The 26054-nt window shown below is 41.8% G+C and carries 28 protein-coding genes; 6 read left to right on the plus strand and 22 right to left on the minus strand.

Annotation, left to right across the window (positions count from 1 at the left end):
- The first annotated feature begins 287 nt into the window (after positions 1 to 287).
- A complete protein-coding gene (locus tag NYE72_RS19365; protein WP_036688791.1) occupies positions 288 to 1277 on the plus strand; it encodes a ketoacyl-ACP synthase III in 990 nt (329 codons plus the stop codon).
- A gap of 17 nt (positions 1278 to 1294) precedes the next feature.
- On the opposite strand, the gene NYE72_RS19370 is transcribed toward NYE72_RS19365, so the two are convergent.
- Positions 1295 to 1876 carry a LysE family transporter gene (locus NYE72_RS19370; RefSeq protein ID WP_076213374.1) on the minus strand — a complete coding sequence of 194 codons (582 nt, stop codon included), beginning with the start codon at positions 1874 to 1876 and terminating at the stop codon, positions 1295 to 1297.
- 124 nt (positions 1877 to 2000) lie between these two features.
- On the opposite strand from NYE72_RS19370, the gene NYE72_RS19375 reads away from it, so the two are divergent.
- Positions 2001 to 2555 (plus strand): XRE family transcriptional regulator, encoded by a 555-nt coding sequence (locus tag NYE72_RS19375; RefSeq protein WP_038572120.1) that lies wholly within the window; start codon positions 2001 to 2003, stop codon positions 2553 to 2555.
- A 77-nt stretch (positions 2556 to 2632) separates the two neighbouring features.
- On the opposite strand, the gene NYE72_RS19380 is transcribed toward NYE72_RS19375, so the two are convergent.
- From NYE72_RS19380 to NYE72_RS19390, 3 genes are read right to left on the minus strand one after another with little or no spacing between them, the layout of a single operon-like run.
- The gene (locus tag NYE72_RS19380; RefSeq protein WP_143767710.1) at positions 2633 to 2839 is read right to left on the minus strand and encodes a hypothetical protein; all 207 of its coding nucleotides are present in this window, start codon (positions 2837 to 2839) and stop codon (positions 2633 to 2635) included.
- Positions 2840 to 2865: 26 nt separating this feature from the next.
- Positions 2866 to 3054: a hypothetical protein gene (locus NYE72_RS19385; RefSeq protein WP_038572124.1), complete on the minus strand. Its 189-nt coding sequence runs from the start codon at positions 3052 to 3054 to the stop codon at positions 2866 to 2868.
- 42 nt (positions 3055 to 3096) lie between these two features.
- Positions 3097 to 3315, minus strand: a complete 219-nt coding sequence (locus tag NYE72_RS19390) for a hypothetical protein (protein WP_155288149.1) — start codon at positions 3313 to 3315, stop codon at positions 3097 to 3099.
- Between the two features lie 118 nt (positions 3316 to 3433).
- Here NYE72_RS19390 and NYE72_RS19395 point away from each other — a divergent pair, with 118 nt between their 5' ends.
- Positions 3434 to 4060, plus strand: coding sequence for a glycoside hydrolase domain-containing protein (locus tag NYE72_RS19395; protein ID WP_036688810.1), 627 nt, complete (start codon positions 3434 to 3436; stop codon positions 4058 to 4060).
- A 646-nt stretch (positions 4061 to 4706) separates the two neighbouring features.
- On the opposite strand, the gene NYE72_RS19400 is transcribed toward NYE72_RS19395, so the two are convergent.
- Both NYE72_RS19400 and NYE72_RS19405 read right to left on the minus strand, forming a co-directional pair.
- A complete protein-coding gene (locus NYE72_RS19400) occupies positions 4707 to 6536 on the minus strand; it encodes a M56 family metallopeptidase (RefSeq protein WP_339210264.1) in 1830 nt (609 codons plus the stop codon).
- The gene (locus NYE72_RS19405) at positions 6536 to 6925 is read right to left on the minus strand and encodes a BlaI/MecI/CopY family transcriptional regulator (RefSeq protein WP_339210266.1); all 390 of its coding nucleotides are present in this window, start codon (positions 6923 to 6925) and stop codon (positions 6536 to 6538) included. The genes NYE72_RS19400 and NYE72_RS19405 overlap by 1 nt, the downstream gene beginning before the upstream one ends.
- A gap of 276 nt (positions 6926 to 7201) precedes the next feature.
- Here NYE72_RS19405 and NYE72_RS19410 point away from each other — a divergent pair, with 276 nt between their 5' ends.
- Entirely contained in the window at positions 7202 to 7591 is a 390-nt protein-coding gene (locus NYE72_RS19410; RefSeq protein ID WP_339210268.1) for a hypothetical protein, read from the plus strand.
- A gap of 136 nt (positions 7592 to 7727) precedes the next feature.
- Here the strand turns inward: NYE72_RS19410 and NYE72_RS19415 are convergent, their stop codons facing one another.
- From NYE72_RS19415 to NYE72_RS19475, 13 genes are all read right to left on the minus strand, one after another.
- The gene (locus NYE72_RS19415) at positions 7728 to 8603 is read right to left on the minus strand and encodes an amidohydrolase family protein (RefSeq protein ID WP_339210269.1); all 876 of its coding nucleotides are present in this window, start codon (positions 8601 to 8603) and stop codon (positions 7728 to 7730) included.
- On the minus strand, positions 8590 to 11760 hold the full coding sequence (locus tag NYE72_RS19420; RefSeq protein WP_339210271.1) for a GNAT family N-acetyltransferase: 3171 nt from the start codon (positions 11758 to 11760) through the stop codon (positions 8590 to 8592). The genes NYE72_RS19415 and NYE72_RS19420 overlap by 14 nt, the downstream gene beginning before the upstream one ends.
- 223 nt (positions 11761 to 11983) lie before the next feature.
- Positions 11984 to 13003 (minus strand): LCP family protein, encoded by a 1020-nt coding sequence (locus NYE72_RS19425; RefSeq protein WP_038572139.1) that lies wholly within the window; start codon positions 13001 to 13003, stop codon positions 11984 to 11986.
- 30 nt (positions 13004 to 13033) lie between these two features.
- The gene (locus NYE72_RS19430; RefSeq protein ID WP_339210273.1) at positions 13034 to 14155 is read right to left on the minus strand and encodes an FtsW/RodA/SpoVE family cell cycle protein; all 1122 of its coding nucleotides are present in this window, start codon (positions 14153 to 14155) and stop codon (positions 13034 to 13036) included.
- Between the two features lie 99 nt (positions 14156 to 14254).
- Positions 14255 to 14788: a hypothetical protein gene (locus NYE72_RS19435; RefSeq protein ID WP_036688830.1), complete on the minus strand. Its 534-nt coding sequence runs from the start codon at positions 14786 to 14788 to the stop codon at positions 14255 to 14257.
- Positions 14789 to 14878: 90 nt separating this feature from the next.
- The gene (locus tag NYE72_RS19440) at positions 14879 to 16264 is read right to left on the minus strand and encodes a HAMP domain-containing sensor histidine kinase (protein WP_038572147.1); all 1386 of its coding nucleotides are present in this window, start codon (positions 16262 to 16264) and stop codon (positions 14879 to 14881) included.
- 3 nt (positions 16265 to 16267) lie between these two features.
- Complete coding sequence (locus NYE72_RS19445) at positions 16268 to 16972, minus strand: response regulator transcription factor (RefSeq protein ID WP_036689130.1); 705 nt, start codon at positions 16970 to 16972, stop codon at positions 16268 to 16270.
- Between the two features lie 139 nt (positions 16973 to 17111).
- Entirely contained in the window at positions 17112 to 18194 is a 1083-nt protein-coding gene (locus NYE72_RS19450; RefSeq protein WP_339210275.1) for a Gfo/Idh/MocA family oxidoreductase, read from the minus strand.
- A gap of 17 nt (positions 18195 to 18211) precedes the next feature.
- The gene (locus NYE72_RS19455; protein ID WP_235219571.1) at positions 18212 to 19129 is read right to left on the minus strand and encodes an AraC family transcriptional regulator; all 918 of its coding nucleotides are present in this window, start codon (positions 19127 to 19129) and stop codon (positions 18212 to 18214) included.
- A 2-nt stretch (positions 19130 to 19131) separates the two neighbouring features.
- Positions 19132 to 20130: a Gfo/Idh/MocA family oxidoreductase gene (locus tag NYE72_RS19460; protein ID WP_038572155.1), complete on the minus strand. Its 999-nt coding sequence runs from the start codon at positions 20128 to 20130 to the stop codon at positions 19132 to 19134.
- Positions 20131 to 20318: 188 nt separating this feature from the next.
- Entirely contained in the window at positions 20319 to 20678 is a 360-nt protein-coding gene (locus NYE72_RS19465) for a GIY-YIG nuclease family protein (RefSeq protein ID WP_038572157.1), read from the minus strand.
- A gap of 42 nt (positions 20679 to 20720) precedes the next feature.
- Positions 20721 to 21200: a DUF6530 family protein gene (locus NYE72_RS19470; protein WP_038572158.1), complete on the minus strand. Its 480-nt coding sequence runs from the start codon at positions 21198 to 21200 to the stop codon at positions 20721 to 20723.
- Between the two features lie 189 nt (positions 21201 to 21389).
- Positions 21390 to 21944, minus strand: a complete 555-nt coding sequence (locus NYE72_RS19475) for a GNAT family N-acetyltransferase (RefSeq protein WP_038572161.1) — start codon at positions 21942 to 21944, stop codon at positions 21390 to 21392.
- Between the two features lie 116 nt (positions 21945 to 22060).
- Here NYE72_RS19475 and NYE72_RS19480 point away from each other — a divergent pair, with 116 nt between their 5' ends.
- The gene (locus NYE72_RS19480) at positions 22061 to 22642 is read left to right on the plus strand and encodes a LysE family transporter (RefSeq protein ID WP_038572164.1); all 582 of its coding nucleotides are present in this window, start codon (positions 22061 to 22063) and stop codon (positions 22640 to 22642) included.
- A 19-nt stretch (positions 22643 to 22661) separates the two neighbouring features.
- The gene (locus NYE72_RS19485; protein WP_038572165.1) at positions 22662 to 23432 is read left to right on the plus strand and encodes an AraC family transcriptional regulator; all 771 of its coding nucleotides are present in this window, start codon (positions 22662 to 22664) and stop codon (positions 23430 to 23432) included.
- Here NYE72_RS19485 and nagA read toward each other — a convergent pair.
- The 3 genes from nagA to NYE72_RS19500 form a co-directional block, all read right to left on the minus strand.
- Entirely contained in the window at positions 23421 to 24569 is a 1149-nt protein-coding gene (nagA, locus tag NYE72_RS19490; protein WP_036688848.1) for an N-acetylglucosamine-6-phosphate deacetylase, read from the minus strand. The genes NYE72_RS19485 and nagA overlap by 12 nt on opposite strands.
- Before the next feature lie 23 nt (positions 24570 to 24592).
- Positions 24593 to 25378: a DeoR/GlpR family DNA-binding transcription regulator gene (locus NYE72_RS19495; RefSeq protein ID WP_038572168.1), complete on the minus strand. Its 786-nt coding sequence runs from the start codon at positions 25376 to 25378 to the stop codon at positions 24593 to 24595.
- Positions 25379 to 25553: 175 nt separating this feature from the next.
- Positions 25554 to 26033 carry a DinB family protein gene (locus NYE72_RS19500; protein ID WP_036688853.1) on the minus strand — a complete coding sequence of 160 codons (480 nt, stop codon included), beginning with the start codon at positions 26031 to 26033 and terminating at the stop codon, positions 25554 to 25556.
- Between the last annotated feature and the right edge of the window lie 21 nt (positions 26034 to 26054).

Raw genomic sequence — 26054 nt, forward strand, 5'->3', positions numbered from 1 at the left:
TCCCTAATTCAAAAATATAAAAAGCAAAAAAGTCCACCCGCAACATGGTTGCTGTGGACTTAATTTTAGTGGATATATTAGATTAGTTGATTTTGTTACACTTTTAGGAATTTATAGAATTTTTTACTAATTAGTGTTATGCTTTATTAAGATAATAAACTATAACATCACAAATTTTTTTGGACAAACAAGCTTATAGAAATGAGCAGGCGTTGTTAGGTAAACAGATACTTTTAGATTACTTAATGTAATGTGATTGCAAAATTATTACAAGGGGTGATCATGCTATGTTAGAAGGTATCTCGATAAAACAAGTCTCCATTTATTGTCCTGAAAGAGTGATTAACAACCAATATTTTATTGACCATTTTCAAAAGCAAGGCATAGATATTAAGCGGATTCTTAAAAAGACAGGCAGAAAAAACCGCCATGTTATTGAAGGAACGAAGGAGAACTCGTTGACGATGGCGATTAATGCCGCTCAACAAGCAATTGATGGTGCTACATTGAAATCTGCAGATATAGACCTGATTCTTTTTTCCAGCTCAACTCCGGAATATCTATCACCAACGAATTCATTGCTTATTCACAAAGCTATCAAAGGTAAAGATGATACGCTTTGCTATGACTTGAATGGGAATTGTATAGGAATGTTTATTGCGGTTGAACAGGCTGCTCGTACTTTATACGATGATCCTGATAGAGATAGAGCGTTGGTTATCGGTTCGGATTTTTTAAATTTATGGGCTGATCCATCACATCCAATAACATATTCAATTTTTGGCGATGCCGCCGTAGCCCTCATTTTAGAAAAAGACCATTCAGAGAGTGGATTAATTGACGTAAGGTATCTTTCGGACAGCCGTTTTACAGAAGAAATTGTGTACCCCGCTCAAGGATTGGCTAAGTCTTTGCGTGATGGGGCTGAACACCGCTACTTACACTGGGGGAGATTCAGCGGAATAGACAGTGTACGATTTGCGGAAACATCTATTGTTGAATTATTGAACAAACATCACCTAACATTCGAGGATATACAAGTTTTTTGTTTTTCACAATTTACATTGGCTAATATTAAATTACTTCAGGCTAAGCTGAACCTGGATCAGCATAAAATAATTTATGTAGCCGACGAATATGGCTATACTGGCACAAGCAGTCCCTTTCTGGCCTTATATTGTGCAATTGAACATGGTTTGATCAAACGTGGCGATAACTTGTTATTTTGGACATTGGGATCAGGTTATCAAGCCGGTTCAATGTTATGGCGTTATTGACATGAGGCTTCATTTATTCATCCTATCACTATCGAAACTCCACAATACACTAACAACAATCCCATCAGTATATTAAATTGACTTCTATATTTAGATATCATTTTTTTGAAAAGAGAACCACATAAACACCAACTAAAAGTGCCCATAAAACCTATGAGAGCTAAGACTATAGAGTAACTCAATAAACTAAAATAGGAAGAATGAGAGGTAAGAATAAATGTAGATGTAACTGTGATTCCATATAATATCCCTTTTGGATTAATAAATTGTAAAAGCATACCCGGAATAAAGCTGTTGTGTTTATCGCCACTTCCATCATTTTCTTGATGTTTACTTGTAATAATTTTAAATGCTAAATAAAACATGTAGACTCCGCCTATCACAGCCATAATAGATTCAATCTTTGGGATAAGATTAATCAGAAGTATATTAAAATAGCAACATAACAATATGATCACGAAAAAACCTGTGCCCACTCCTAAACAGAATTTCATTGTTTTTCGTAAACCAAACTGGTTTGCAAAAGTCATTGCCATAATGTTATTGGGTCCCGGAGTAAAGCTAGCAACAAATGCATATAAAAACAAAGAAACAATCACTAACTCATTTCTCCCCTTCCCTTTTTGTATGTTATAATGTATTTATCGAACGTTATAACGTCCTCATGTGCGTTTTATTGTATATCTTGGTCGTTATAAAGTAAATAGGGAGTGGAGAATTACCGTGGAAGAGATAAATCAAATCATTGCGGAGAATATAAAAAAGATTAGAAGAAGTAAAGATTTAAGCCTGGAAAAGGTGGCAGAATTAACAGGAGTAAGCAAAACAATGATTGGTCAAATCGAAAGAGGCGAATCAACACCTACCATTACAACCATTTGGAAGATCGCTAATGGATTAAAAACTTCATTTTCTACGCTAATAGATTACCCAAAGCCTGACACAAGAGTGATATTAAGAAATGAAATTCAACCACTGCTTGAAGACAACGGAAAATATCGAGTGTATCCATCTTTCCCATTTGATGAAAGCAAACGATTTGAGGGTTATACAGTCGAGATAGACGAAGGTGGATACCTTGATGCCAATCCACATATGGAAGGAACTGAAGAATTAATCACTGTATTTGATGGTGAATTGTCTTTGCGTGTCAATGATAATGAATATCTATTAAAATCTGGTGATTCTATCACGTTTAACGCAGACAAACCCCATGTATATTATAATCCAGGAGAATCATTGACCCGTTTAAGCATGATCTTATACTATTCTAGTTAGCAAAAAAACCAAGGTTCTTAAACCTTGGGATCAAATCTTACTATGATAACCTGCGGAGACGCCACTCAGCCTCCCCATTATGAACCGTCCAGCATAAACTTATAAACCTTACCGTCTTGTACATATTCATTATTAAAAAGCAGGGCATCCCCTTCTCTTTTCAGGAACTTCAGGTTATCTCCAAAAAAAGGAAGGTCGTTTGTTTCGGCATATTTTTGCTGCTCTACGTCAAGAAGTGCCTTGTACAACAATGTTTTGGCACTTGTTTTGCGATCTATCATCATGAGGAAACCTTGTTGATTGGACCTAATCAGTAGAAAATCCTCGTCCATTCCTGGCGAATGACCATTCCATCCTTAATAATCATCGTATACCATTTATTTTTGATATGTGGTTCTCCGTAAACATCTGTTACGGTTAGATAGATTAGACCTTTCGGCGTCTTCTGAAAATCGAATTGAACAGCATCGAATAACTGCGAACCAAGGTTCGTTAGCAAGCGAGTTTGTCCTGCGGAATCTGTTAGATATAAACCCCCTGTTTACTTCCAATACGAACGGCTATTTTTTCCCCATCCAGTAAACTCCGCTCTTTGATGCGATTTATCCCATACAACCTTCAACCCTGCCGCTTCCCAGTGACTAGCTGATACATAAGTAATCCCATCCTTTACTAGTGCAGCGCTCGTACCTTTCCCGCCTCCATCCATAATGAAAGTAAAATAAGCGATCAAAGTCTCTCCTTCTATTAATCCTCTCAATCTGCCTCTTTTTCTCTCATTTCGTGGTTCCCCCAAGAATCTGTGAAAGTTTTCTCATATATTGATAGGGAGGTTGGCGCCAAACCTTAAACAAAATAATTGAAAGAAGGCAATTACAATGGCTTTAGGTTGTGATACAGCTACAAATGTAACAGCAGCAAGATTAACTACACTTAAAAATAATAAATTCACATTCGTTTGCCGATATTTGAATCGCGTCGAAGGATATCAGGATGGTCTCACCTCAGCTGAGATTACACGGATTTCAGATGGGGGATTATATATCATATCCCTTTATCAAATCAGCAAATCGCTCGATCATTTTACGAAAGCCAATGGTGTTAAAGATGCTGAAACGGCTGTAGGCTTAGCAAGTGATTTGGGACAAACCAGCAGCACTCCGATTTATTTTGCCATAGACCGCGATATGACCTCTACCGAAATCACAAACAATATAGTACCTTATTTTCAAGGCATAAAATCAGTGCTAGACAGCAGTACTAAAAATTCCAAAGGCTATAAAATGGGTATCTACGGATCACGAGCAGTCTGCTCTCATATTCGAGGCACTAATTCCGCCACAACACGTTACACCTTCATCGTAGATAATGACTGGCAGGGAACCTTCGATGATTGGAACCTGCGACAATATAATTTCAACACTGAGGTAGGAACGAGCACTGGCAAAATCAACGTAGACTATGTAGAGTCCTCCTCACATAGCGGTGGAGGCTGGAAAAAGTAATTTATTCCTCTTTTATCGGTGACGAGGCGTTATACTAAAGCAGATGATGATAGATTCAAATAAAGTCTCGTTATTAAAAAAATAGTAAAAAGACAACCAGGCATTGACTATCCGATTATTGGAGAAGCTCTGCCTGGTGTTTTTGGTTTGTAGCGGAAGTTTAAGCAGATAATGATAAATCGTAGCTATCCGACTTTAAGGTCTTCTTTGAGCAACCCTCGGGGATTAATCCATAGAATTTTCAAATGCCCAGCCGAATTACGATAGAGCATCCGTTTCGCACTGACAGCAGCTTGCGTTCCTCACTAACAGCAGCTGGCTTTCCACTATGTTCTCCCCCTATATTTTTATCGCTCTAACTTTATGCAACCTATGAGATAACTGCACTTTATACACTTATTTCGTCTGTAAAAGGCTAACTTCTCACTTTAACTGTATTCTATACAATTAAAAATCACAGTTATCAGCTTTAGCGGCAAAAAACTAAAAAATAGGTGTACAAAATACAACTATCTTCAGGAGCGAGTTTTTCGAGCGAAAATAGCTGTACGAAATACAATTAAAAGCCACTACATATTAAAATCGTCAGCCCACCATATAAAAAAGGGGCGGGATCTTTGTAGACCACCCCCTGCTCCACTTGCTCTTATTTAGAATCGCCCAATTGATCATATGCTGAATCATACGTCCACTTCAGGCCGTTGTCCTTACTCGACAGATAGATGGTACCTACAGTGTTGCCCTCTTTGCTGAGCAGAATAGGATACAATCCTTCTTTTCCATTAAAAATAGGTGAAAGCGGCGTTTTTTGATATTCATTAAAGGTTTCCGGTAGGGATACCACGAGCTTTTCCCATGACTTACCCTTATCTTTGGTCCAATAAATAACAGGCCCATTATCTTCATAATATCTGAACCCTAAGAATCCGATATCCTTGTTAGAAAACCCTGCCCCGGCTAAACTTTCCGCGTATAAATCGTTAGGATTTCCAAGCTCCGTCCATGTCTTCCCGCCGTCAGAGGTCTGGTATACATAATTTAGCGAACGTCCCACACCTGCAGAACCTCCGGAGACGATCCAACCATTTTGCTTGTCAGTAAACCCGATGAACTTGGCATCATAACCCTTAGCACCTTCAATGTTGTAGTTATTCCACGATTTCCCCATGTCATCGCTGATTAATACATGTAGAGGGGATTCTTTACCATTCGCAAATCCATATACAATTGCAGTTTTGTCCTCGGAGATATAAAATCCGGTATCCGCTCTACCCATCCCCATTTCAGTTCCAGTCGTATCAAGTTTTAAAGGCGTTTGCGCTTGGATCTCCCCTTTCCGATATGAGACAGAGACATTACCATCCTCGTCCATGGAATACGTATTCCCAGCGTCATGCACAACAACTTGTTCGCCACTAGAGCTGTAAGAATAGATAGTACCTGGTTTGAGCGCCGCCGTATCTGTAGATTGTCCGGTTAGGTTCGTACAGGCTGCTAGCACTGCTGTTACACCAACCACCATTAAGACCGCAAGAAATGCGCCTACTCCATTTCGTTTTTCTTTCATATTTAAAATACTGCCGAATCGCTGCTTCATCGAGTGTTTTCCTCCTGCAAAATTCGTAGATAAAGCTACATGCCGAGTAGCATTACTTTGCATAACCGATAAAATAGCTTCGCAGTATTTCTTTCGATATGCTGCATTTTGCTTACGTACAACGGTGTCATCACAATAAATTTCAATTTCGCGGACAGCTTCGCGTGCCATGAACCAGACCAATGGATTAAACCAATGCAGTGCCTGCACAATCAGTAGCAGTAGCTTATATATGATGTCATGCCTTTTGTAATGGACCAGCTCATGTTTTAAGATAAACTCCAGCTCTTCCTCACTATATTGATCATGCGGCAAGAATAGTGTTGGCTTGTAAAAACCCATTAGCATCGGATTCGGAACTTTACTGCTTATCAGAACCGGAATGGCGGGTGTTACATGCATTTCTTTAGCGACTTGTTTGAGCTTGGAGAACATATCCTCTCTCTGAAGAGGGCTGCTCCAACGTAATACCTGTTTTCTGAAAAAGAAATAACTAAGCAAATGATACCCTAAAAAAAGCACAGCTCCAGTAACCCAGATGTACGCTAAGATATTAGTTATAGAAGGGATATGGCTTACATCCCCTGTCTGGACCGGCTGAGAGATTACTGACGTATCCGCCTGCAAATTCTGGGACACTGAGCTTTGAAAGACAGTTGCTATGGCCTGACCTTCGGGTAGCTGAATCGCCACAGGAGGATTGGTAAAGGAAAAGTTGAATGGCAACAATAATCGCAGGGTTAGGATCAACCATATCCAATAGCTCAACTTAGCCGAATAATGTTTTCTTAACAAGGGAGTTAATGTGATTAAGCCGATAATAACTAAACTTATGGTCACAGAAATAACCAGAAAATCTGTAAAAAGACCTGTTATCATCAGGATTCCTCCTTTTCTACTCTATCGAGCAGTTCCCGCAACTCAGCAAGATCGCTTTTATCAATCGCCTTCCCATTGTATAAGGACATCACCATATCCTGCACAGAGTTGCCAAAAAGCTTTTCAAGGGTAGACTTCCCTTCGCTCTCTTTATAATCTGTCTCAGAAATTGCAGCGAGATAACGGTTGCTCCGCCCTTCTTTTTCGCAAGATAGAAAGCCCTTTTCAACCAGCCGTGACAGCACTGTCATCAAAGTTGCAAGCGCCCACTTACGTTTGTCCCCCAGTTGATTCAAAATATAAGAGGAGCTAACCCAACTCTCGGCTCGCCAAATCACCAGCATAATTTCCAGTTCAGCATCTGGCAAGCGTTTGATTTTGTTATTCATCCCTATTTCTCCTTGTTATACATTTGTGTAATACATTCATTATACAAACGTGTAATTAAAAAGCAAGCACATTATTTCTAAAATATGTATACATTCTTAGACGTTTATTATTTTAATAAAGGTTTCACCAGTCCAGTAGCAAATAATAAATAGAACCCTAGGAATTTTTATAAGATTCCAACAATGAGATAACCAACGCACACTCAGCTGAAATTTATAACTATTTTGGAAACTAAGTGATTGGTCTGCATTATTCTTAAGTAAGGAGGGCAGGTTATGAAAAAATTTAGTATTCTATCATTTTCACTGATAATTTTACTGATTTTATTATTTGTATTAGTCAGACCCACGCAAAAGATCGTTAGTGTCAATCTTGTATCCGAAACAACAGAAATCACTTATACTGACCGTGAAAGCCTTCAAATCTTCGAAGATGCTATAAGAACTGTAAAAAAAGTACGCGGGTCTGTTGATGTCGGTCAACCAACTTATCGAATGACTGTTACTTACGCTAATTCAAAGGTGGTCGGATTTAGCCTTTATATGGATTTTAAAACGAAAGATGGTTTCCTGATTAAAGCTAGCAATAGCGAAAAGATGCTGGATTTAAGAAATAAGAATTCAGTAGAGCTAGCTGATCTGTTAAGTAAAGAAAAGGAAGATTAAAATTTGGAACCTCAATCTAAAAATAGGCATGGTTTCATACAAATGTAAAAACAAGCCATCCTTTAGTACTAACAAAGGATGGCTTGTTCGTAATTATATTATTTTCCTGCGCTTAAAATATACTGTCCCGCTCCGCTCAGAGCGCTGCAATTCTCTGCTGGATGCGTGGGAATAATGCAAAGGCATTCTCATAAAATACTTTCTCGTGGTGCTGCTCAGGCACAAGTCGGCGGACGAACTCCGCATACAGGTCAATAGGCGCGAGTGGCCAATCGGTACCGAACAGCATTTTCTCATAGTGATCAGAGTATACCAGCGCCCGGCGAAAATGATCCATAAACAGGGGTTCATTCATGAACCGCTCAAAATGAGGCCGATCACCAACAACGAGACCAGATAAATCGGCATAGACGTTCGGATTCTTGGCGACCACTTCGGCAGCATCCATCACCCATGGATCGCCTAAATGGCAGATCATAAAGTTCACGTCGCGCCGTTGGAACGCTAGTTCGTCCACGGTAAGCGGATGCGCATACTTAAGCAATCCATTCATCGAATACGTATCACCGGTATGAATAACCACAGGCGTGCCGTACTTGGCTGCCAGCTCATAGATCGGCGAGTAGATTTTGTCATAAACGTAATGATGATAGTACCCGGCATAGAGCTTAATACCAGCTACCTCAGGAGCTTGCAGCCGTGCCTCAATTCGGTCCAGCTCATCCAAAGCATCCTTTCCTCCGAGCATATTCGGATTAATGCCCACGCATTCCATTAAGAACGGCGGTACACTGGCTTCCAAGTCGAGACCCATCGGATTGGGAGAGGCAGAGTCAGGAAAGGCTCCCTTCGTCTGCTCCGTGACCCCCATTCCAATGCCGAGAACAACGTCGTTCTTGTCAAACTCCGCTTTGAGCCCAGCAGCTGTGTAATCAACTTTGGAGAGGTCCTGTGCTGTCTGATGAAAGCTATCGATGTCCGACAGATGTATGTGAATATCAATGATTGGCATTTATAGTCTCCTTTTTGTCAGAAGCACTAGCAAAGGTCACCTTCATAAGATTACGAATTACCTCTGGATCCAGAGCGAGCTCTCCCATGATCATGAAGGTCGGCTGTGTCCAAGCGGTTTCTCCGTTCAGAAGTAGTAGATGGTGATTCACACCATATGTGAATACCTTATTGTTCACGTAAGACATAGCTCTCTGATTAGGATAACTATGCACCACATGCAGCATGTCTTTACGCGAAGTTGCACCGATTCGGATAAGCCCCTTGGATTCCAGATGGGCTTCGACCTTCCCGATAGGGAAGTTGCCTTCCTCTGGGAGCTCCATCCAGCCTTCCGAATAGATTGGTGAAGGCTTAAAGTAACTATCCTCGGATAGCGAATAATGCGGCAGCGTCATTCCACTTTCATTGGTTACTGAAATCAACACACAGAGCACAGGAACTCCGGGCAGCATGAGGTAATGCTGATTGATCGTGATCCCCCGGTTTGCTTCCTGCTTCTCCATCGAAGTGGTCAGTCTCAAACCCTTCCAGACGTTGCCGTGATCATCCATCTGCTCCGTCCAAGCTGCGCTTCTTGGCTCCTGCAACCGGCTAAATCCGCCTATTCCAGAAATACCCACACCGAGTCCACCATGCCAAGGATTCCACCAGGAGCGTGGTTCTGCTTTCGGAAAGGTGCTGTCCAACCACTCTTCTCCTCGGTGCTTCAAGGAATGCACAACACTGCCGAAATCAGGAGCAGCTGCAATAGATAGAACTCCGTTGGTCACTGTGTAAATGGGACCCGCAGGTCCTTCTTCTATCCCACAAACAACGCTTGTTTCCGTTTGTGGAAACCAGAGGCCTGTTCGCTCTTGAATGCGGTCCTCACCGTGATAGACGACCCGGACCTTACGGCCAGATTCGTTGTGTTCTGGTGATTCTGTATCCTCAGTAGAGAGCTCAAAACCTGCGGAGTGCAAATTTTGTCCTCTTTGCAACTCCATCTCAGCGACACTTCGCTCCTCTTCTCCATCAGCCTGTACATACAATTCAAGGCTTCCATCAAGCGGTGTCACCTTTCGTTCGATTAGCTCGGCATGAAGTGCCCCTGCCGCAAACGGATTTCCACCGCCGAGCGTTAGCTCAAGATGGTCATCCAACACCGGTATGACCGAATTCTGCTGTTTTAGGGCAAAGGCGCGAAATTCCGACCACTTAAGGAAGGTGTTAAGAGCAAACATCATAGTTTTTGTCCGTACGACATCTCCAGCGGAGATTCGGCCAAGATTATGCTCCAGCCCAAGCGGGTATTCCGGGCGAAGTAATTTTAGCGAAGGATCCCAGCAGATTCCGCATGTGACGTTCTCTTCCTTGCAGAACAACCAGTTCTCCGTAATTTGTGCACTGTCCCAAAGACTTGGATCGCCTGAGTAAGCATCGCCCATGTCCACGTATTGGCCCTGATATGGCAAGATAAGCTGTTTACCGAAAAAGCCGAAATTCGTCAACAGATACATGTCTTCTTCCAGGATGTCACTATTGGTATTGCAAACCTCGCTATAAAACTCAGCGATTCCGTTAGCAAATAGCTTAGCCACTCTTTTTATCTCAAGACCCGGAAATTCTTCCGACTCGTAAAGAGCTTCGAGCACCTGACTCTCCCCTTCAGAATAGATCTTTACTTCTTTGGCCTGTTTCTTAGAGAATTCTTCTGCGAATGGCTTGCCTAACTTCGGATGGGTCAACCAGAAATTATGGCTCGAGCCGGGATATTCAATCCACATTCCATTGTCGGTATTATTAAGATGAATGGAGTAGGCGCCATTCACCGCCACCCACTGATCCCCGTTTTCCCCACCAAAGCGGCCATGCGTTCCCTTCATTAGAACGGATAGCTTGCTGATAAAGGTGACTGCCTTCTCTCCAACCGGAACGGCCGTTACCTCAATAGCCTGTGAATAAAGACCGTATGAATTTAGGGTAAAGGGTACTTGAATAGAAGCCTTACTCTTAGCTGGAACAGTAAAGCTTACTGTACGGTCCGCCCACATCAGGAATTCGTCTTCGGGCAAATCAAAAGAAAATTCTGCTTCTGCAGCAAAATTATTCTCCACATTAAGGTACAGTTCCGAAGGAAGACCCAGATACAATTCCCGGTGTGGCAGCGCTATCTTCATTTTGAGTGGAAATTTAGGAGCAACGCCAATGCGGAATTCCGCACGCTTGCCACCGATGATCCACTTGCTCATAACAACGGGGTGTGTCTTCTTATCGTTCTGTTCTTCCCGAACTGAATCAAGCTCAAAATCACCTTCCACGATAACCGTTTCACCTGGAGCGAGTATTCGCGCAGCAGATAGAGCAAAACGGATATTTTTATCGTTCTGGCCTTCGATCTCAATGGCCAGCTCAGACGTCGAACGATTCTTGATGCGATAGCGAATCTTGTAGGTCGAACCAAACACAAGATCATGATCATCAATTTCCGTAGAGATTTCATAGTCTGGTGTATCAAGAGCGGTCAGACCGCGGCCAGTCTTCTCGAATTCCGCCCGCAAGGAGAGTTTTCCCTTTTGCCAAGTGTAATCAAAGAAATCAAAGCCACGCTCCTGGCGGCCATCTGGCTGGATGGGAAGATCACGGGTACTGTCTGCATACCAATCCAGTTCTTCAAAATAAGGAGCAAGTGCTTCCGTTTGCAGTACTGTTGGAATGAAGTTCATCAGATGGACGTAATCTTCATTTTTCTCCCAAAAAAATCCGCATTTCTTATACATCGGTACGGCTTTCGTATTACCTGCCCAAGTGAACAGATCAAGACGTGGCCAGCCCGCTTCTATTGTTTGGCGAACAGCGTTCAGAATCAGATTACGGCCAACCTTGTATCCGTGATAATCGGGGCGTACATTCAATAGCGGGACATACAAAGCCCCTTCATCTTGACGGTAGTGGGCGAAGCTGCAGAAGCCGACTACCTCTTTGCCATCAACGGCAAGAAAGGCATTAAGATTGGACGAGATCTCCATCTCACGGCGCACACTGTCCTCAGTTCTTTGATTGGTGCCTCCGCCCCAGCTTTCGTTGCTGCGGTTCCACATTTCTGCGACCGCCCCAGCATAAGAAGAATCGTATTCGATAATGCGGATTTGTTCCGCTGTAGTTTTTACAGTCATGCTCTCATCTCCTTATTCCTCAAAAAAATATGAGTATGTATTCGCATAAAGTTATTGTGGATAAGCTCTCTACAACATATTGAAATAACTCCTACGAGTTCTTATTATACTATTAATTGGAAGCTCAATACGAGGTAAAAAACTCTTTCACCTTATTTTCTACATAAACTCACAGCCGGCAGAAAGCTACAAAAAAACTGCTCCTAAGAGCAGTTTGTTGATGTTAATCCACAGTCCCAACATTCTCCAAGTGTAATGAGCTTTCGGAGCTGACGCCTGCTTCCGTACTCAGAGTAGTAAGTGCTTGTTTTAGATCCTCTTTATTCACATAGACATACGGACTCTTCCAAAGAGATTCCACATGTAAGGAATTAATATGCTCTGGTTTAAGTTTAGGGAAGTTGAATAACCACTGCTGCAGATCTGCTTGAGGAATATCCGTCTTCACATTTTCACCAATGATATCCAATACATTTCCCCATTGGGACACGCCTTGGAAATTTCCTAGCTTATCCAGAATCTGCTTGATTACTTGCTGCTGCCGATCATTGCGCTGGAAATCGGAGGATTCAGCCGTTCCTTGATTCGATTTACGGTACCGTACAAAATCAAGAACTTGTTTGCCATCCAGCTTCTGCAAGCCTTTCTTTAAATCGATGTGTGTACCATCTGCCGTATCGGTATATTTCATATCCATATCGACATCTATAGTCAGTCCGCCAAGCAAATCCACGGTCTTCTGCAACACATCAAAATTCACCACAACCATGTGCTCAATCGGCAGACCGAGCAAATTACTGAAGAACTCTTTTGTATTTGGAATAGCCTCTGTTTTGTCTTTTATGTAATGATAAGCATAATAATAATTGGCTTTGCGGGAAGGCAACGATTTAGGTTTTAGCAACAAATCCCGTGGTAAAGATAAGAAACTCGTCGACTTCGTGTCCGGATTGAAGCTGACAAGCATCAGAACATCGGTATTCATTACTCCACCACCGCCATCCCGGCTATCTACCCCGGCTAGCAGAAAAATCATAGGTTCAACCGATACCGTCTCCTTTTTTTCCTCTGGAACAGCTGTGGGCTGGATGGTGACTGGAGCTGCCATACGCTGTATCGCATCATCCGTCTTTTTATATAAATACCCTGCATATACTCCAATCCCTATAATAGCTGCGCCTAAGACAAGACCAATGCTCGTCAGAATTTTACGGGTTGTTGTCCACTTGCGTTTGTTAGACATAATTTCCTCCACTCAGTTCCAATAGCTAATTCAATCAGTGCTTTCATCCTTATGAACTTTAACACTTAACACCATGCCAATCGCAATCATATTAGTTAGCAATGAGCTGCCTCCATAACTAATAAAAGGCAATGAAATCCCCGTCAGGGGCAGCAACCCAATATGCATCCCAAGATTAACGGTAACTTGAAAGATGAACATGGCGATAAACCCGGTGACAATATAGGTACCCGCACGGTCCCTACTATCCAGCGCAATAAAGATCATTCGGTACACGAGCAGTAAATAAAGCATCAGCAGCACGGATGAACCTATAAAACCGTATTTCCCCCCGATGACTACATAGATCGAATCGGAATACGCATATGGAATATATCCTTTTCGCAAAAAAATACCTTCACTGCCCGATAATCCTCCGGAGCCAATGGCTATCATTGCGTTTTTTACATGCCAAGATTTATCAGGATCGCTTTGCGGGTCCAAAAAAGCTTGGATTCGTGACAATTGATGGGGTTCGACAATCTTGGATAACAAGTCGAAGTTGGCATAATACAGCCATAGTATCGTGCCGATCGAAATAATCACAACACCAAGGATCAGAATCATATATAGAGCACGGATGTTACCAATCCACAGCATACTAAGTAATATGCCAGCAAAAACGAGCGCTGTACCCAAATCGGGCTGATCCATTATTAAAATAAAAGGAATTAAAAAAACGAAACAAACCGGTACTAAATCTTGAAAAAACCGCAGCTGCTGGCCCTCTCGTGTACCTAATAGATGAGCAATGAGCAGCACCGTACATATTTTAGCCAACTCGGAGGGCTGAAGCTGAAAGCTCCCAATGCTTAACCAACGCACGGCACCATTGAGGTTTTCTCCAACCAGCTTGACCAGTACGAGTAAACCTATGCCCACGCCATAAAAGAGATACGCTAACCTGCCTAATAGAATCTTATAATCTACCAAAGCAATGAATAACATGGGTAGGCAAAATAAAGCAAATAAATACAAATAACTTATGTAAAGACCGTCTAACCGCGTATCCGTAGTCGCTTCATAAATAGCAACAGTACCCACGCCAACTAAGCAGGTGGTGAGAAAAAGTACGGATCTGTCCAGCTTTGCAATTTTGGTAGAGATGAGCATAAAACAACCTCTATTTAATTTCTGTAGTTTTCTTGTTGTGCTGAGCACTTTTACTTCTTTTTTTCACATTGAAGCGCTACGGATGACTAGATTGAATGATTACCTCAGATCAAATTTGCCCTGATACGCTTTCTTCGATAACAGCTTCAGTTTATCTTCACTTAGCGTATAGATATCCAGACCATTCCCAGCCTCACCCAATGACCAGCCCAGCGCGAGCTCCTTATGGCCATCTTCATCAACATCAAAGAATCCGGCATAATCTAGACCATACCCAAACCCCTCAACCTCGGAAATCTTCTGCCAAGCTTCATTTTCCTGCCTCAACAACATTGCTTTTATAGTATATCCTTTGTTTTTACTGTACTCATACACAACTACGGCTTCGTCAATTCCGTCTCCATCCATATCGCCAAAAGAGATGGCATTATCCTCTTGTCCCTTCATCGGAGTTATCAATTGAGCTTTGTCTGGAAGCCACTTAATAAATTCCTGGCTCGTTTTGTCTCGCTGCAGGCTTGCTTCTGATGATGGAGGTTTAATCAGCTCTCCGGGTGTTGCCGGGACTCCGCATCCTCCGAGCAAAAATAAAGTTGTAAACAGGGTACCAATTTTTATGAATTTGCCCGGCATTTGGATCATCGACTCCTCGCTTGTCCGCATATATAGTATTTTATCTTTGAAAGAGGTGAAAGTGGTTATGAAATAGTTAAATTTGAATTCTTATTCTATCGGTAAGTCAAATTGGACAATCGTTCCTTTGCCTAAAGTGCTGCTTATTCGCAGCTCTCCATGATGCAATTTAATGATCTGTTCCGAGATGGATAAACCCAGGCCACTGCCCGAAGCCTGTTGATCCCCTTTGTAGAATTTTTGCCGCACATTCTCTAAATCCGTCTCTGCGATACCTGAGCCTGTATCCTCTACAGAAATCACGACTTTCCCTGGAACCGTATGGGCGCTGATTAAAATCCGATCTGATGAACCAGTAAATTTGAGTGAATTATCAATGAGATTAATCATGACTTGCTTCACACGATTCTCGTCAGCTTGAATCACTGGCAGATGTTCTTCTATTTTCACTTCTAGTGAGATGCCTTGTCGGGTCGCTCTAGGGGTAAGTTGTCTGCCGATATGCTGCAGCAGTTCTGTTAGATCCACTGATGTGAAGTGAACGGCGATTCTTCCGTTATCCAACTTAGAGAAATCCAACAATTCATCCACCATATGAGTTAACCTGTCACTTTCGGATTCAATAATATCAAGCCCATCATAAAATAGAGGTTGATTACTCACCTCACTCGCCTTTAAGGTAATTGCCCAACCTTTGATCGAGGTCAAGGGTGTTCGCAGTTCATGGGATACGGAAGCAATAAAATCATTCTTAAGCTGTTCACTCTTGGAGATTCGGCTTGCCATCATATTTAACGTATCCGCCAATGAACCAAGCTCATCTTGATAGCGCTTATGCACTCTGATGCTGAAATCTCCTTCGGTCATCTGGTCTGCTGCCTGCTTCAGATCTTTAATTGATCTGGTTATGGTCCAAGACAGCAATAATCCAAGTAAGGTGACAATGCCAATAACGATTATCCCCACCCCGATCAGTAAAACCGTAATATGTTTAACTGTATGTATAGTTTCCGTTAAGGACGTGATAAATCTGACTCCCCCCACGATGTTTCCATTAGCCTGCAAGGGATAAGATACCGCGTAAATTGCTTCCTCTGTGTTAGGGTCCGCACCTTTCCAACTGCCGGGCTGCCCTTTTATTGCTGCTTGTACATCTATGTACTCAGTCATAGTTAGATCGCCTTGAAGTCCATTTGAGTCCTGCAACAGCCAGCCTTCAACATTAATAATCTGCACCTGTGCATCAGAATGACTCGCAAAACCCTTCAGTAACCTATCCGATTGTTCCTCCAGATCCTGGTCCCCAAAGTATTGCTGAAAAAAAGAAGCCGATAGCTCTGCTTGATTCATCAAGGTTTCCTCTATGTTATGAAAATAATAATATCGCACAGATACATTAAGAATGATTTCAAGAATGAGCACAGTAAGACAAATGAGTATAAAATAGCTTCCTACTAATCTTTTCTGAATCCCCATTCTTCAACCATCCTTTCTAAAGCGGTAACCGAGCCCCCATACCGTCTCAAGCCAATGCGGATTAGAAGCATCAACCTCAATTTTCTCTCTTAACTTACGCACATGAACATCCACCGTTTTGGGATCTCCAATATAATCCTCTCCCCAGACAAGATTCATTAATTCATTTCTAGAGAGTGCTGTATCCGGATGCTCCAGAAAGGTTTTCATCAACTGAAATTCCTTCGGAGTTAATTCAATGCTGTCATCCTGCTTAAACATCTTGTTCGCGTTCAAATCCAGCCGGATCGGTCCAGCTTGAAGTATAGTTCTTTGCGGCTTTAGAGCGGATTCTGTACGGCGCAAAATAGCTTTAATACGTGCTACCAATTCTAATGGATTAAAAGGTTTAACAATGTAATCGTCAGCACCCATTTCAAGGCCATTGATTTTGTCCAAATCCTGTCCACGTGCGGTTAAGAAAATGATGATGACCCCAGCGTCTTTCTCTCTTAGCTTTCGGCATATTTCGAACCCATTAGAATCAGGCAACATGATATCCAGAACCATAACATCTGGACGGCTCACCTCAAAGCTCTGCAATGCTTCTTCTCCACAAGCAGCTTCACTAACCACAAACCCATTATTCGTTAAATTTATAGATATAAAACGTCTAATATTATCGTCATCTTCCACAATAAGCACATGATTGCGATCAACAGTATCCACGATTTCCACCCCTATTACCCAGAGTCTAAACAAGTAAAAAAACAAAAAAACTCTCCCGGTAAAGAGAGAGTCTTGTCTCGGATCCCTATAATTAAATCACAAGTGGATATTACTCTAAATCGCTATAGTTGTCAAAAATCTAATCCAGATACACAGCCTTGCCGGTCTGCGCCGATTCATAAATAGCTTCCAATATTTGCGAAACGACAAAAGCCTGTTCAGGAGTTACAACCGGGTCTTTATCCTGTTCAATCGCTTCAATCCACTTTCTTAATTCTATATCCGGAGCACTTTCAGCTTTTCCTTCATAATAGGCAACACCGCCTGCCCCAAGCTCAATTTTATTAGTGTACAGCTTGCTGAATTTCTCTCCGTTAATTCTAAGTCCGTCCTTCATATCTGCGCCTGCTTCCGTCCCACTTAAGCTGCATTTCGCTTCATGTACGTCTAGTGAATTGAGAGCCCAGCTCGCTTCCAGCATGATTGTTGCGCCATTCTCCATTACGACCATTCCAAAGGCTGAATCCTCTACGGTGAACTTTTTAGGGTCCCACGGTCCCCATGCGTTGGCGGCTTCTTCTTTTTGTGAAAGTTCATGATATTTAGTGCCCAGCACAACTTTTGGTTTATAGTTATCCATCATCCAAAGGGTTAGATCCAGCGCATGGGTTCCGATATCGATAAGCGGACCGCCGCCTTGTTTCTCTTCATCAAGAAATACTCCCCAGGTCGGTACGGCTCTTCGTCTGATGGCATGTGCTTTTGCAAAATAAATATGACCAAGCTCTCCGGACTCACAAGCTTTTTTCAAATATAAGCTGTCTTCTCTGTACCGGTTGTCATATCCAATGGTCAGCTTCTTGCCTGTACGTTTCGCTGCTTCAACCATTCGCTTGGCATCTGCCGCCGTCTTAGCCATTGGTTTTTCGCACATCACATGTTTTCCGGCTTCTAGAGCAGCGATTGATATTTCCGCATGGACATCATTAGGCGTAAGCACATGAATAATATCAATGGATTGATCTTTTAATAGTTCAGTGTAATCCGTATAGACAGTAGCTTTATTATTTCCGTATTTCTCCGCTGCCTCATCAGCACGTTCTTTAATAATGTCACAGAAAGCCACGATCTCAACCTTACTTTGTCTGCTCAAGCTTGGAAGATGTTTGCCATTCGCAATACCACCACATCCAATAATCCCTACACGAAAAACCTTACTCATATCCTTCACCCTCACCTCTAATGGATTTGTTTGCTGTTTCGATAAGTTGCCGGTGTCATACCTAACCGCTTGCGGAAGACAATATGCAAATAGGTAGCATTGGTAAACCCTTCCGACTGTGCGATTTGTTCTATCGGATAATTGCTTTCTTCAAGCTTTCGGCAGACCGCTTGCAATCGAATATCCTCAAGCGCCCTACTGAATGATTGTTCTGCATTTACTTGCTTAAACACCCGCTGCAGCTGCCTTGAACTAATATTTAGCTTTTCCGCAACATTTTCTAAGGTAACCGTTCCTGAATAATTCGCTTCCATATATTGCATTGCGTATTGATACCGGTAAGTCAGCATATCTCTAACCGGCGCCTCCGTGCGGATCCCGCCTGAATCATACGCTCTAACGGCCTTTAGTAAAATACTGATCACAAGATGCTTAATTGAAGTATAATATCCGGTCAACTTCCCATCGCATGCTTCGTACGCTTCTCGAAAACACTTCATAGCCCCGTGATAGTCTTGTGCTGGAACCAAGGGTAAACACTTCAGCTTCTCCACACAGGTCTCAGCTTCCGCAACCTCCCAAAGATCAGCATCATCCCTGATCCTCTTTTTGATGTCAACATGCAGACATAGCTCTTCCATGGATTCATCAGCATCTGCCTCTTGACGATGCATAACACCTGGTCCGGTTAGATAGAACATTCCTTCTGAAAGAGGATATTTTTGATCCCCAAGAATGACTTCTCCCTTCCCGCGCGGAATGAAATGAAATTCAAATTCAGAATGATTATGGAACTCGACTACTCTGCCCGGTGGAAAAGATGTCAAATGAAATCTAAACACTGTAATCTCGTAATGTCCCCATAGAATCGTGATATCCAATCTTTCAAGCATGTCCTGCTTCTCAAACATCATCTCATAGGGAAAGCTGCTCAACGTTAAGTCCTCCCAATCGGAATTACACAGCCTTCTTTAGCCGAGCGGTTCGCCACCTCCATTAATCTGGTAAGCTCAACTGCCATTTCAACATTTTGAGTGGCAAGTGTATTATTTTGAATATGATCAACCCATTGATGGAAGGCGCTTTCACGATTGCTTTGCAGGGCTACTTCTTTCCAGCCTTCTTCTTTATCCGTGGATTTGTTCGTTCTAAGAAGAAGCTTATTCTCTGGTGTTCCGTAAAGCAGCGTTCCTTCAGTTCCATGCACCTCGATAGTAAACGGCGAATGACTATTCACGAAACCAGCCTCCACCACACCAATTGCTCCTGAATCCGTAAATAGTGTCACTACGGCATTATCTTCCACTTCTTTACCGGTTACATAACCAAAATTAGCACTTACCCCAGTCACATCTTGATCTAAGAAAAGCTTCGCCAAATACATGGGATGACAGCCAAGATCAATCAAAGCTCCGCCTCCACATTGCTCCAAGCTAAAGAAATGATCAGGAAGCCAGCTTTCCGTTGCTCCGTTATGGGATAAGCGAACTCTAACGTAAGTAATCTTGCCGAGCAGTTCCTGACTTAGAATCTCTTGAATAGTTAGTGTATAGCCGTCATTTAAACGAGGCAAGGAGACCGTTAGCTTCACTTTGTTCTCGTTAACTTCTGCGATAATTGCGTTAACTTCTTTTAACGTTGGGGCAATAACTTTTTCTGTGAAAATATGTTTGCCCGCCTTGGCTGCAGCCACGATTACGTCTCTATGCATATTCGTTGGTGCATCCACGATAACGGCATCTATATCCTCTTGCGCAAGCAAATCATCCAGTGATTCAAAAAAAGGAATATTCAAGCTTTCCGCAGCTTTGTTCCCACGCTCTACGTTTTCGTCCCAAACTGCAGCTAATACGGTATCTTCATGCTCCTGAGCTTGCTTGGTATAATCCCATGCATGCACATGCCAATAGCTGAGCTTACCAATTCTAATGGTCATTTACTTGTGCCTCCCGTATATATGTTATTCTGACATCTGCTATAAAAATAACACATAATAAACAGCTTTTTTAGTAGGAAAATGCGACAAAACATATATAATATTACGACACATAAAATCCGGAGTGAAATACGATCCAAAAAAAAGAAACCCTTGCTATGAAAGCTAAAGGTTTCTTTATACTTGGCTTAATGGGTAAGTGGCTTATTATATCCTTTGTCATCAAAGGGTTGCAATTTCTCGAACCACTTCTTTTTCAATAGTTTAAGCTCCCAGCGCACGTCGGTTACGTCTTCTGACTCCTTCTGCTCTAACACCTCATAGCTGAAGGCTTCTGCTCCAAGTTCCTTCCAGTCCTTTTGCAGCTCTGCATTCGCAAATCTGCCCATATCTAATTGCATCTGTATAGTCATCCATTTATTCTTCAGGTTGGGATAGCTGTCAACGAATATTTTCCCGCTTCTTTTGTTTGTAATTTGAATAGCACCCATGTACGTCTTGAGCTGCTTATATTGCTCCTGAAGTTCTTTACGTTTACTTTTGTCCATTATAATTTATGATTCTCCTTTCACAGGCCATTCTGCTAAATTTCAGTACCCCATTTCTTTCAATAAACGGGACAATACCGAAAGTCGTTCTCCGATCATTTCACCATCATCACTAAGCGCCTGAGCGAACAGCTTAATATCATTATCAATCATGGGATTATCTGCACATACAGATACACTCATTGCATCTCCCTGCAGTCCAATACGATCAATCATAGGGCTCTCGGGATCATACATTTTTGGAAAACGATAGGCCTCTTGAAAATACAAACTACTTCTGCAAATCAAAATTGCCAGGTCAAGCACTCTGTGCATTGGCAGCTCTTCGGACTGTCTCGACCATTTGTCCCCTGTATGTCTCCATACCTTTGCTGAGATGTCGACCTTTCCTCTATCGTTCCATTGTGCTAATCCTAGGGATAGACCTTTTGCATCTGTGTCCCCGGCGTAGCGGCCATCAACCTGCTCGTAATTTTCTGACACGACTACAGGTTTATGTTTTAGAGTTGTTGGAATTTTCATGTTAGTCACTCTCCATTTTATGATTTACTAATTTACTCATTTACTAAATTACTAATTCACTAAATCTAAGATTCATATTACCCGGCAAAAGATCATCTGTCAAACGACATTACACCCGTTTTATCCAACAAAACAAAAAATCCCTCTGCGCGCAGCAAAGGGACTGTTATTTTTATGAAAAATATATCTCTAGCTTAAATGATCACTCACATTACACAACCAAACCATATGTACGGAATCAGGTCCCCAATAGTCTTCCACTACTTTATAAGGTTTTCCAAATTTACGTTGCCACCTGACTTGTGCACGTTTATAACCGCTGTCCAGACAAAACCGCTCTACCCCTTGCTTTTGTAGAAATATCATCATTTCCTTAATTAAGGCTGAACCTACACCTTGACCCTGATAACTTGGCATGATGTATAGACTGCCCAATTCCCCTATTTCATCTAACTGATGATCCGTGCAGGTTTGAATATCTTCGCCACAAGCTCCAAAGGAAATCGTACCGACCACCTGCTCTTCTATTTTTGCAAGAAGGAAGTAAGGCTCCCCAGTCGTAGTATCCAGTGAAGTCATCACCATTTGCTTTTTATGATCTATTTCACTTTGGATATCGTCTTGTAAATGATCAAGCCCTTCTTTTTCAAAAGCATCTGGGATTGAAATTTCAAAAACAGAGCATGTGGATTCAAAATCATCTGGAGAAAGTGTGCTTATGGCCATTTGATTACTCTTATTCATTGATTCGTACACCTCTTCTATTCCCGGCCGGAATTCTTAAAAATCCTGCAATAATATACTATCAGCATTCAGACTGAAAGGTTTATATTCATAGAACTACTTTACTGGAGGTCATCATGAATATATTGTCCTTTCTGATCTATTGCGTTGTCGCTACATTTACACCCGGTCCTACCAATATTGTTATTCTTTCTTCCGTGCAACATTCCGGGGCTAAAAAATCAATGGGGTATGTATACGGATCCACGCTGGCTTTTGGCTTATTACTTATCCTTTCTACTCTGCTGAACCGTGTTCTAGTAGAAATCATCCCAAATATCCTGATCATTATGCAAGTCATTGGGAGTTTATATATGCTCTACCTTGCTTATAAAATCTTTAAAATGGGTTCAATGGAAGACCAGCCTGACCCCAATGCCAATTTCCGCTCAGGCGTGCTTATGCAGCTTGTGAATCCTAAAGTGCTAGTATTTACACTAACGGTCATTCCCAACTACGTAATGCCATTCTATACCTCTTCGCTTGCCTTGTTTATGTTTGTTATAATTATAACTGTGATCGGATTTTTTGCATTTACGACATGGGTTGTATTTGGGACAATCTTCAGAACATTTATGAAAAATCATCAAAAAGTTCTAAATACCGTGATGGCACTGTTTTTAGTATACTCAGCCATTATGATATCGGGAATCCTATAAAGTCGCGGAGGTTAAGAACGTGGAGAGATTTAACTATAAAAAGTCAGCAGAGATCCTGTCCTTATCCGCCAGCCTTACTGATTTCACCTATAAAAAACATTGCCATGAGGAATATGCACTCGGTGTGACCCTTCGTGGCATTCAGCAATATAATCTTGACGGTAGTTTGCAATCCTCACATAAAAATGGCGTAATGTTGTTTAATCCAGAACAAACACATGATGGCAATGCGTATGATAAAGGTGGCATTGATTATGTCATGCTTTATATTAAGCCAACCCTAATGCGAGAGATACTAGATAAAAAAGAACTCCGCTTCGCCACTCCTATCTTATACGATGACAAATTGGCGCAGTGCATATTAGCCCTAAACCATGCCATCCAGAATGGCAAAGAGGAGTCTTTGTGCAGTGAACTGTTATTCACTCTGGTTCATTTAGTATCTAATACTGAAATAGTTACCGATCGTAGAACGAATAATAAATTTCTCAAAAAAGCAAAGGAAATGATGTACTGCAGTTTAGACCATGTGCTGAAGCTGGACGATCTCTGCACAGAATTTGGTCTGTCCAAATATCAGTTTATTCGCGAGTTTAAGACACATACAGGAATATCGCCCTATCAATTTTTCTTAAATTGCAAGGTAGAGCGTGCCAAGCAGTCCATTGAGAGAACCAAGGATATCTATGCAGCTGTTGTAGATTGCGGATTTGTGGATCTAACTCATCTGAACAGGCATTTTAAGAGCGTGTTCGGAATAACCGCACATGAATATCGGTCACAGCTGTAAGATTTGCCCTCCTACCATTGTCCAGAGCACTTTAAATTCATCATCCATGAGGACCAGGTCAGCATCTAAGCCAGTGATTATCGTCCCCTTTTGTTGAAGTTCAAGAATATTAGCAGGTGTAGTTGAAGCCATTTGTACGGCATCTGTCAGCGAAATTCCAGTTTCGACAGTATAACGTAAGGCTTCATTCATGGTAACTGTACTGGAGGCCAGCGTGCCATCTTCCAATCGCGCTATGCCCCCAGATACCGTAACCTGATGTCCTCCAAATATATAGTTCCCATCCCCTAACCCCATTGCTTGTAACGCATCTGTGATCAAGACCATTCCTTCTGGTCCTTTCATGGTATGCATCAATCGGATAATTGCAGGATGCAGATGGACATTATCCACAATAGCTTGCAGGCTTACATGTTTCTCTTCGAAAGCGGCAACCACAATCCCCGGATCTCGATGATGGATCGGCCGCATGCCATTAAAACAATGCGTAACATGACTTGCCCCAGCGGCAAAAGCTTGTTTGGATTCCTCATATGTGGCATCCGAATGAGCAATTGCTATCACCACTCCCCGTTCCTTCAAAAAGGAAAGAAGCTCCATGCCTCCCGGCAGCTCAGGAGCAATCGTAACCATTTTAATGAGTGATCCAGCTTCTTGGAAAATGAGCTTCATTTCCTCTAAGTTAGGATGCCGCAGATACTTTTCATTTTGCATTCCTTTTCTCTTGGGGTTTAGATAAGGTCCCTCTAAGTGAATGCCTGCGATCTTTGCTCCCACTTCATGCCCAATTACACGTTTGACACTACGAATCATCTCTAAAAGATCTTCCATCGTAGAACTCACAGAGGTAGCCAGAAATGAGGTGCAACCAGATGCTGCGCAAGCCTTCGATACTTCTTGAATACTCTCTTCAGTACCGTCCATCATATCAAACCCGTTAGCACCATGAATATGCACATCTATCATTCCGGGCACTAACAAATGCCCTCCGCCATCAATCCGTTCATACTCACCCTCTGGGATAGAGGTATCTCCTGAGTCTATCCTCATCACTTTTCCTTCAGAAATCCATACATTGGCCGCTGAAACTATACTATTCTGAAGCACTACTTGTACATTTTGCAAAATATAAGTCATAAACGTTCTCCTCCATTTCGTTATCACTCTTGATTTCGAACCTCTTCAGCTTCATCTTGACACTCAATAACTGTGATGTTCTTCTGATCTAGAACTTCTCTGATCTCGATTGGAAGCTCTCGATTTGTAATTAAAATATCAATGAAGTCAAAGTCTAGCCGATAAAAGGATTTGGCATTAAATTTGGTGTGATCGGCTACTAAAATCACTTGATCAGATCTTCGAGCCATTTCTCTTTTTACCCGCGCATCTTCTTCATAAGGATAATAGAGCCCATCAGCACAGATCGCCGACGCTCCAATAAAGGCTTTATCCGCACGAATTTCACTAAGTTTATCGATAATGGAAGAACCATATAACAAGCGGTTTTTCACATTCAAGTAACCACCAAGTACATAAATTTGCAGATCCTCACGATGGGATAAAATCCCTACATTATCTATTGAATGCGTGACAACCGTAATATCCTGTGCACTAATTTGTTCAGCAACAAACTGTACAGTGGTCGATACGTCTAAAATCACAGTCTCACGATCTTGGATAAGCGCGGCTCCGATCTTCCCTATTCTCTGCTTACTCTCGGATTCATCGATCAAACGATCCTGGTAAGATAATAATTCTTTTTGCAATTCAGGTAACGCTAGACCGCCATGCGTCCGAACAACGACGCCCTCTTGTACTAACCTAACAATATCCCGTCGGGCAGTATCTCTTGAGACTTCAAATTGCGTACAGATATCTTGAACACTCATTGCTTGGTGTTGTTTCAAATATTCGAGTATTTTTAATAATCGTTCCTCTTGATACATAATGAAATTCACCTCCTAAAGTCATCATAAGTCATTTTATAAGTATTTACAAGCGTTTATGAGTATATGATTAAGCATATGTAAGTATTAATACGTAAAAAAAGACGAAAGCCAGATGAATGTGCATCCGCTAACGCCTTTTTAATTTTATTTTTTTAGGATTTACTTCACAATGTCACTTCACATTGCGGTTCCAGCTTTTTTGTATTTTTCGAATAAAAACAATCTGGCCCACATGATAAGCATTATGGGTTGTTACATTTCCGAGTACTTCCCACCATTTACTGTCTGGGAATCCTTGAACATCAGCTTCCAATTGTTCTTTCTTAATCAATTCCTGCCAATGTAAAAGAACCTCTAAAAGTTGTTTTTGCAACGCTTCGAACGTTTTCTCTTCTGCAACGACAAAGGTATTATTATTATCCACTGAAGGAACCGCATGAACACTGGCTTCTTTATACCTTGTTTGCCAAGTTTCATTCCAGTAAAGCAGATGCTGCACAATCTCAGCAATACTATTGCTTTCTTCCGTTACCTTCCAAAAAGCTTCTTCTTCACTTAAGTCTTTAACCGCCACTTCAAAGGGCACATACCAACTCGGATCATTTGCATTGGCCAGCAACTGGTTGGCTAGAACATCATAAGCATGAAACATTCTTCCTTCCCCCATTTTCCA

The sequence above is a fragment of the Paenibacillus sp. FSL L8-0333 genome, from assembly GCF_037965665.1.
Classification (GTDB): Bacteria; Bacillota; Bacilli; order Paenibacillales; family Paenibacillaceae; genus Paenibacillus_AQ; species Paenibacillus_AQ odorifer.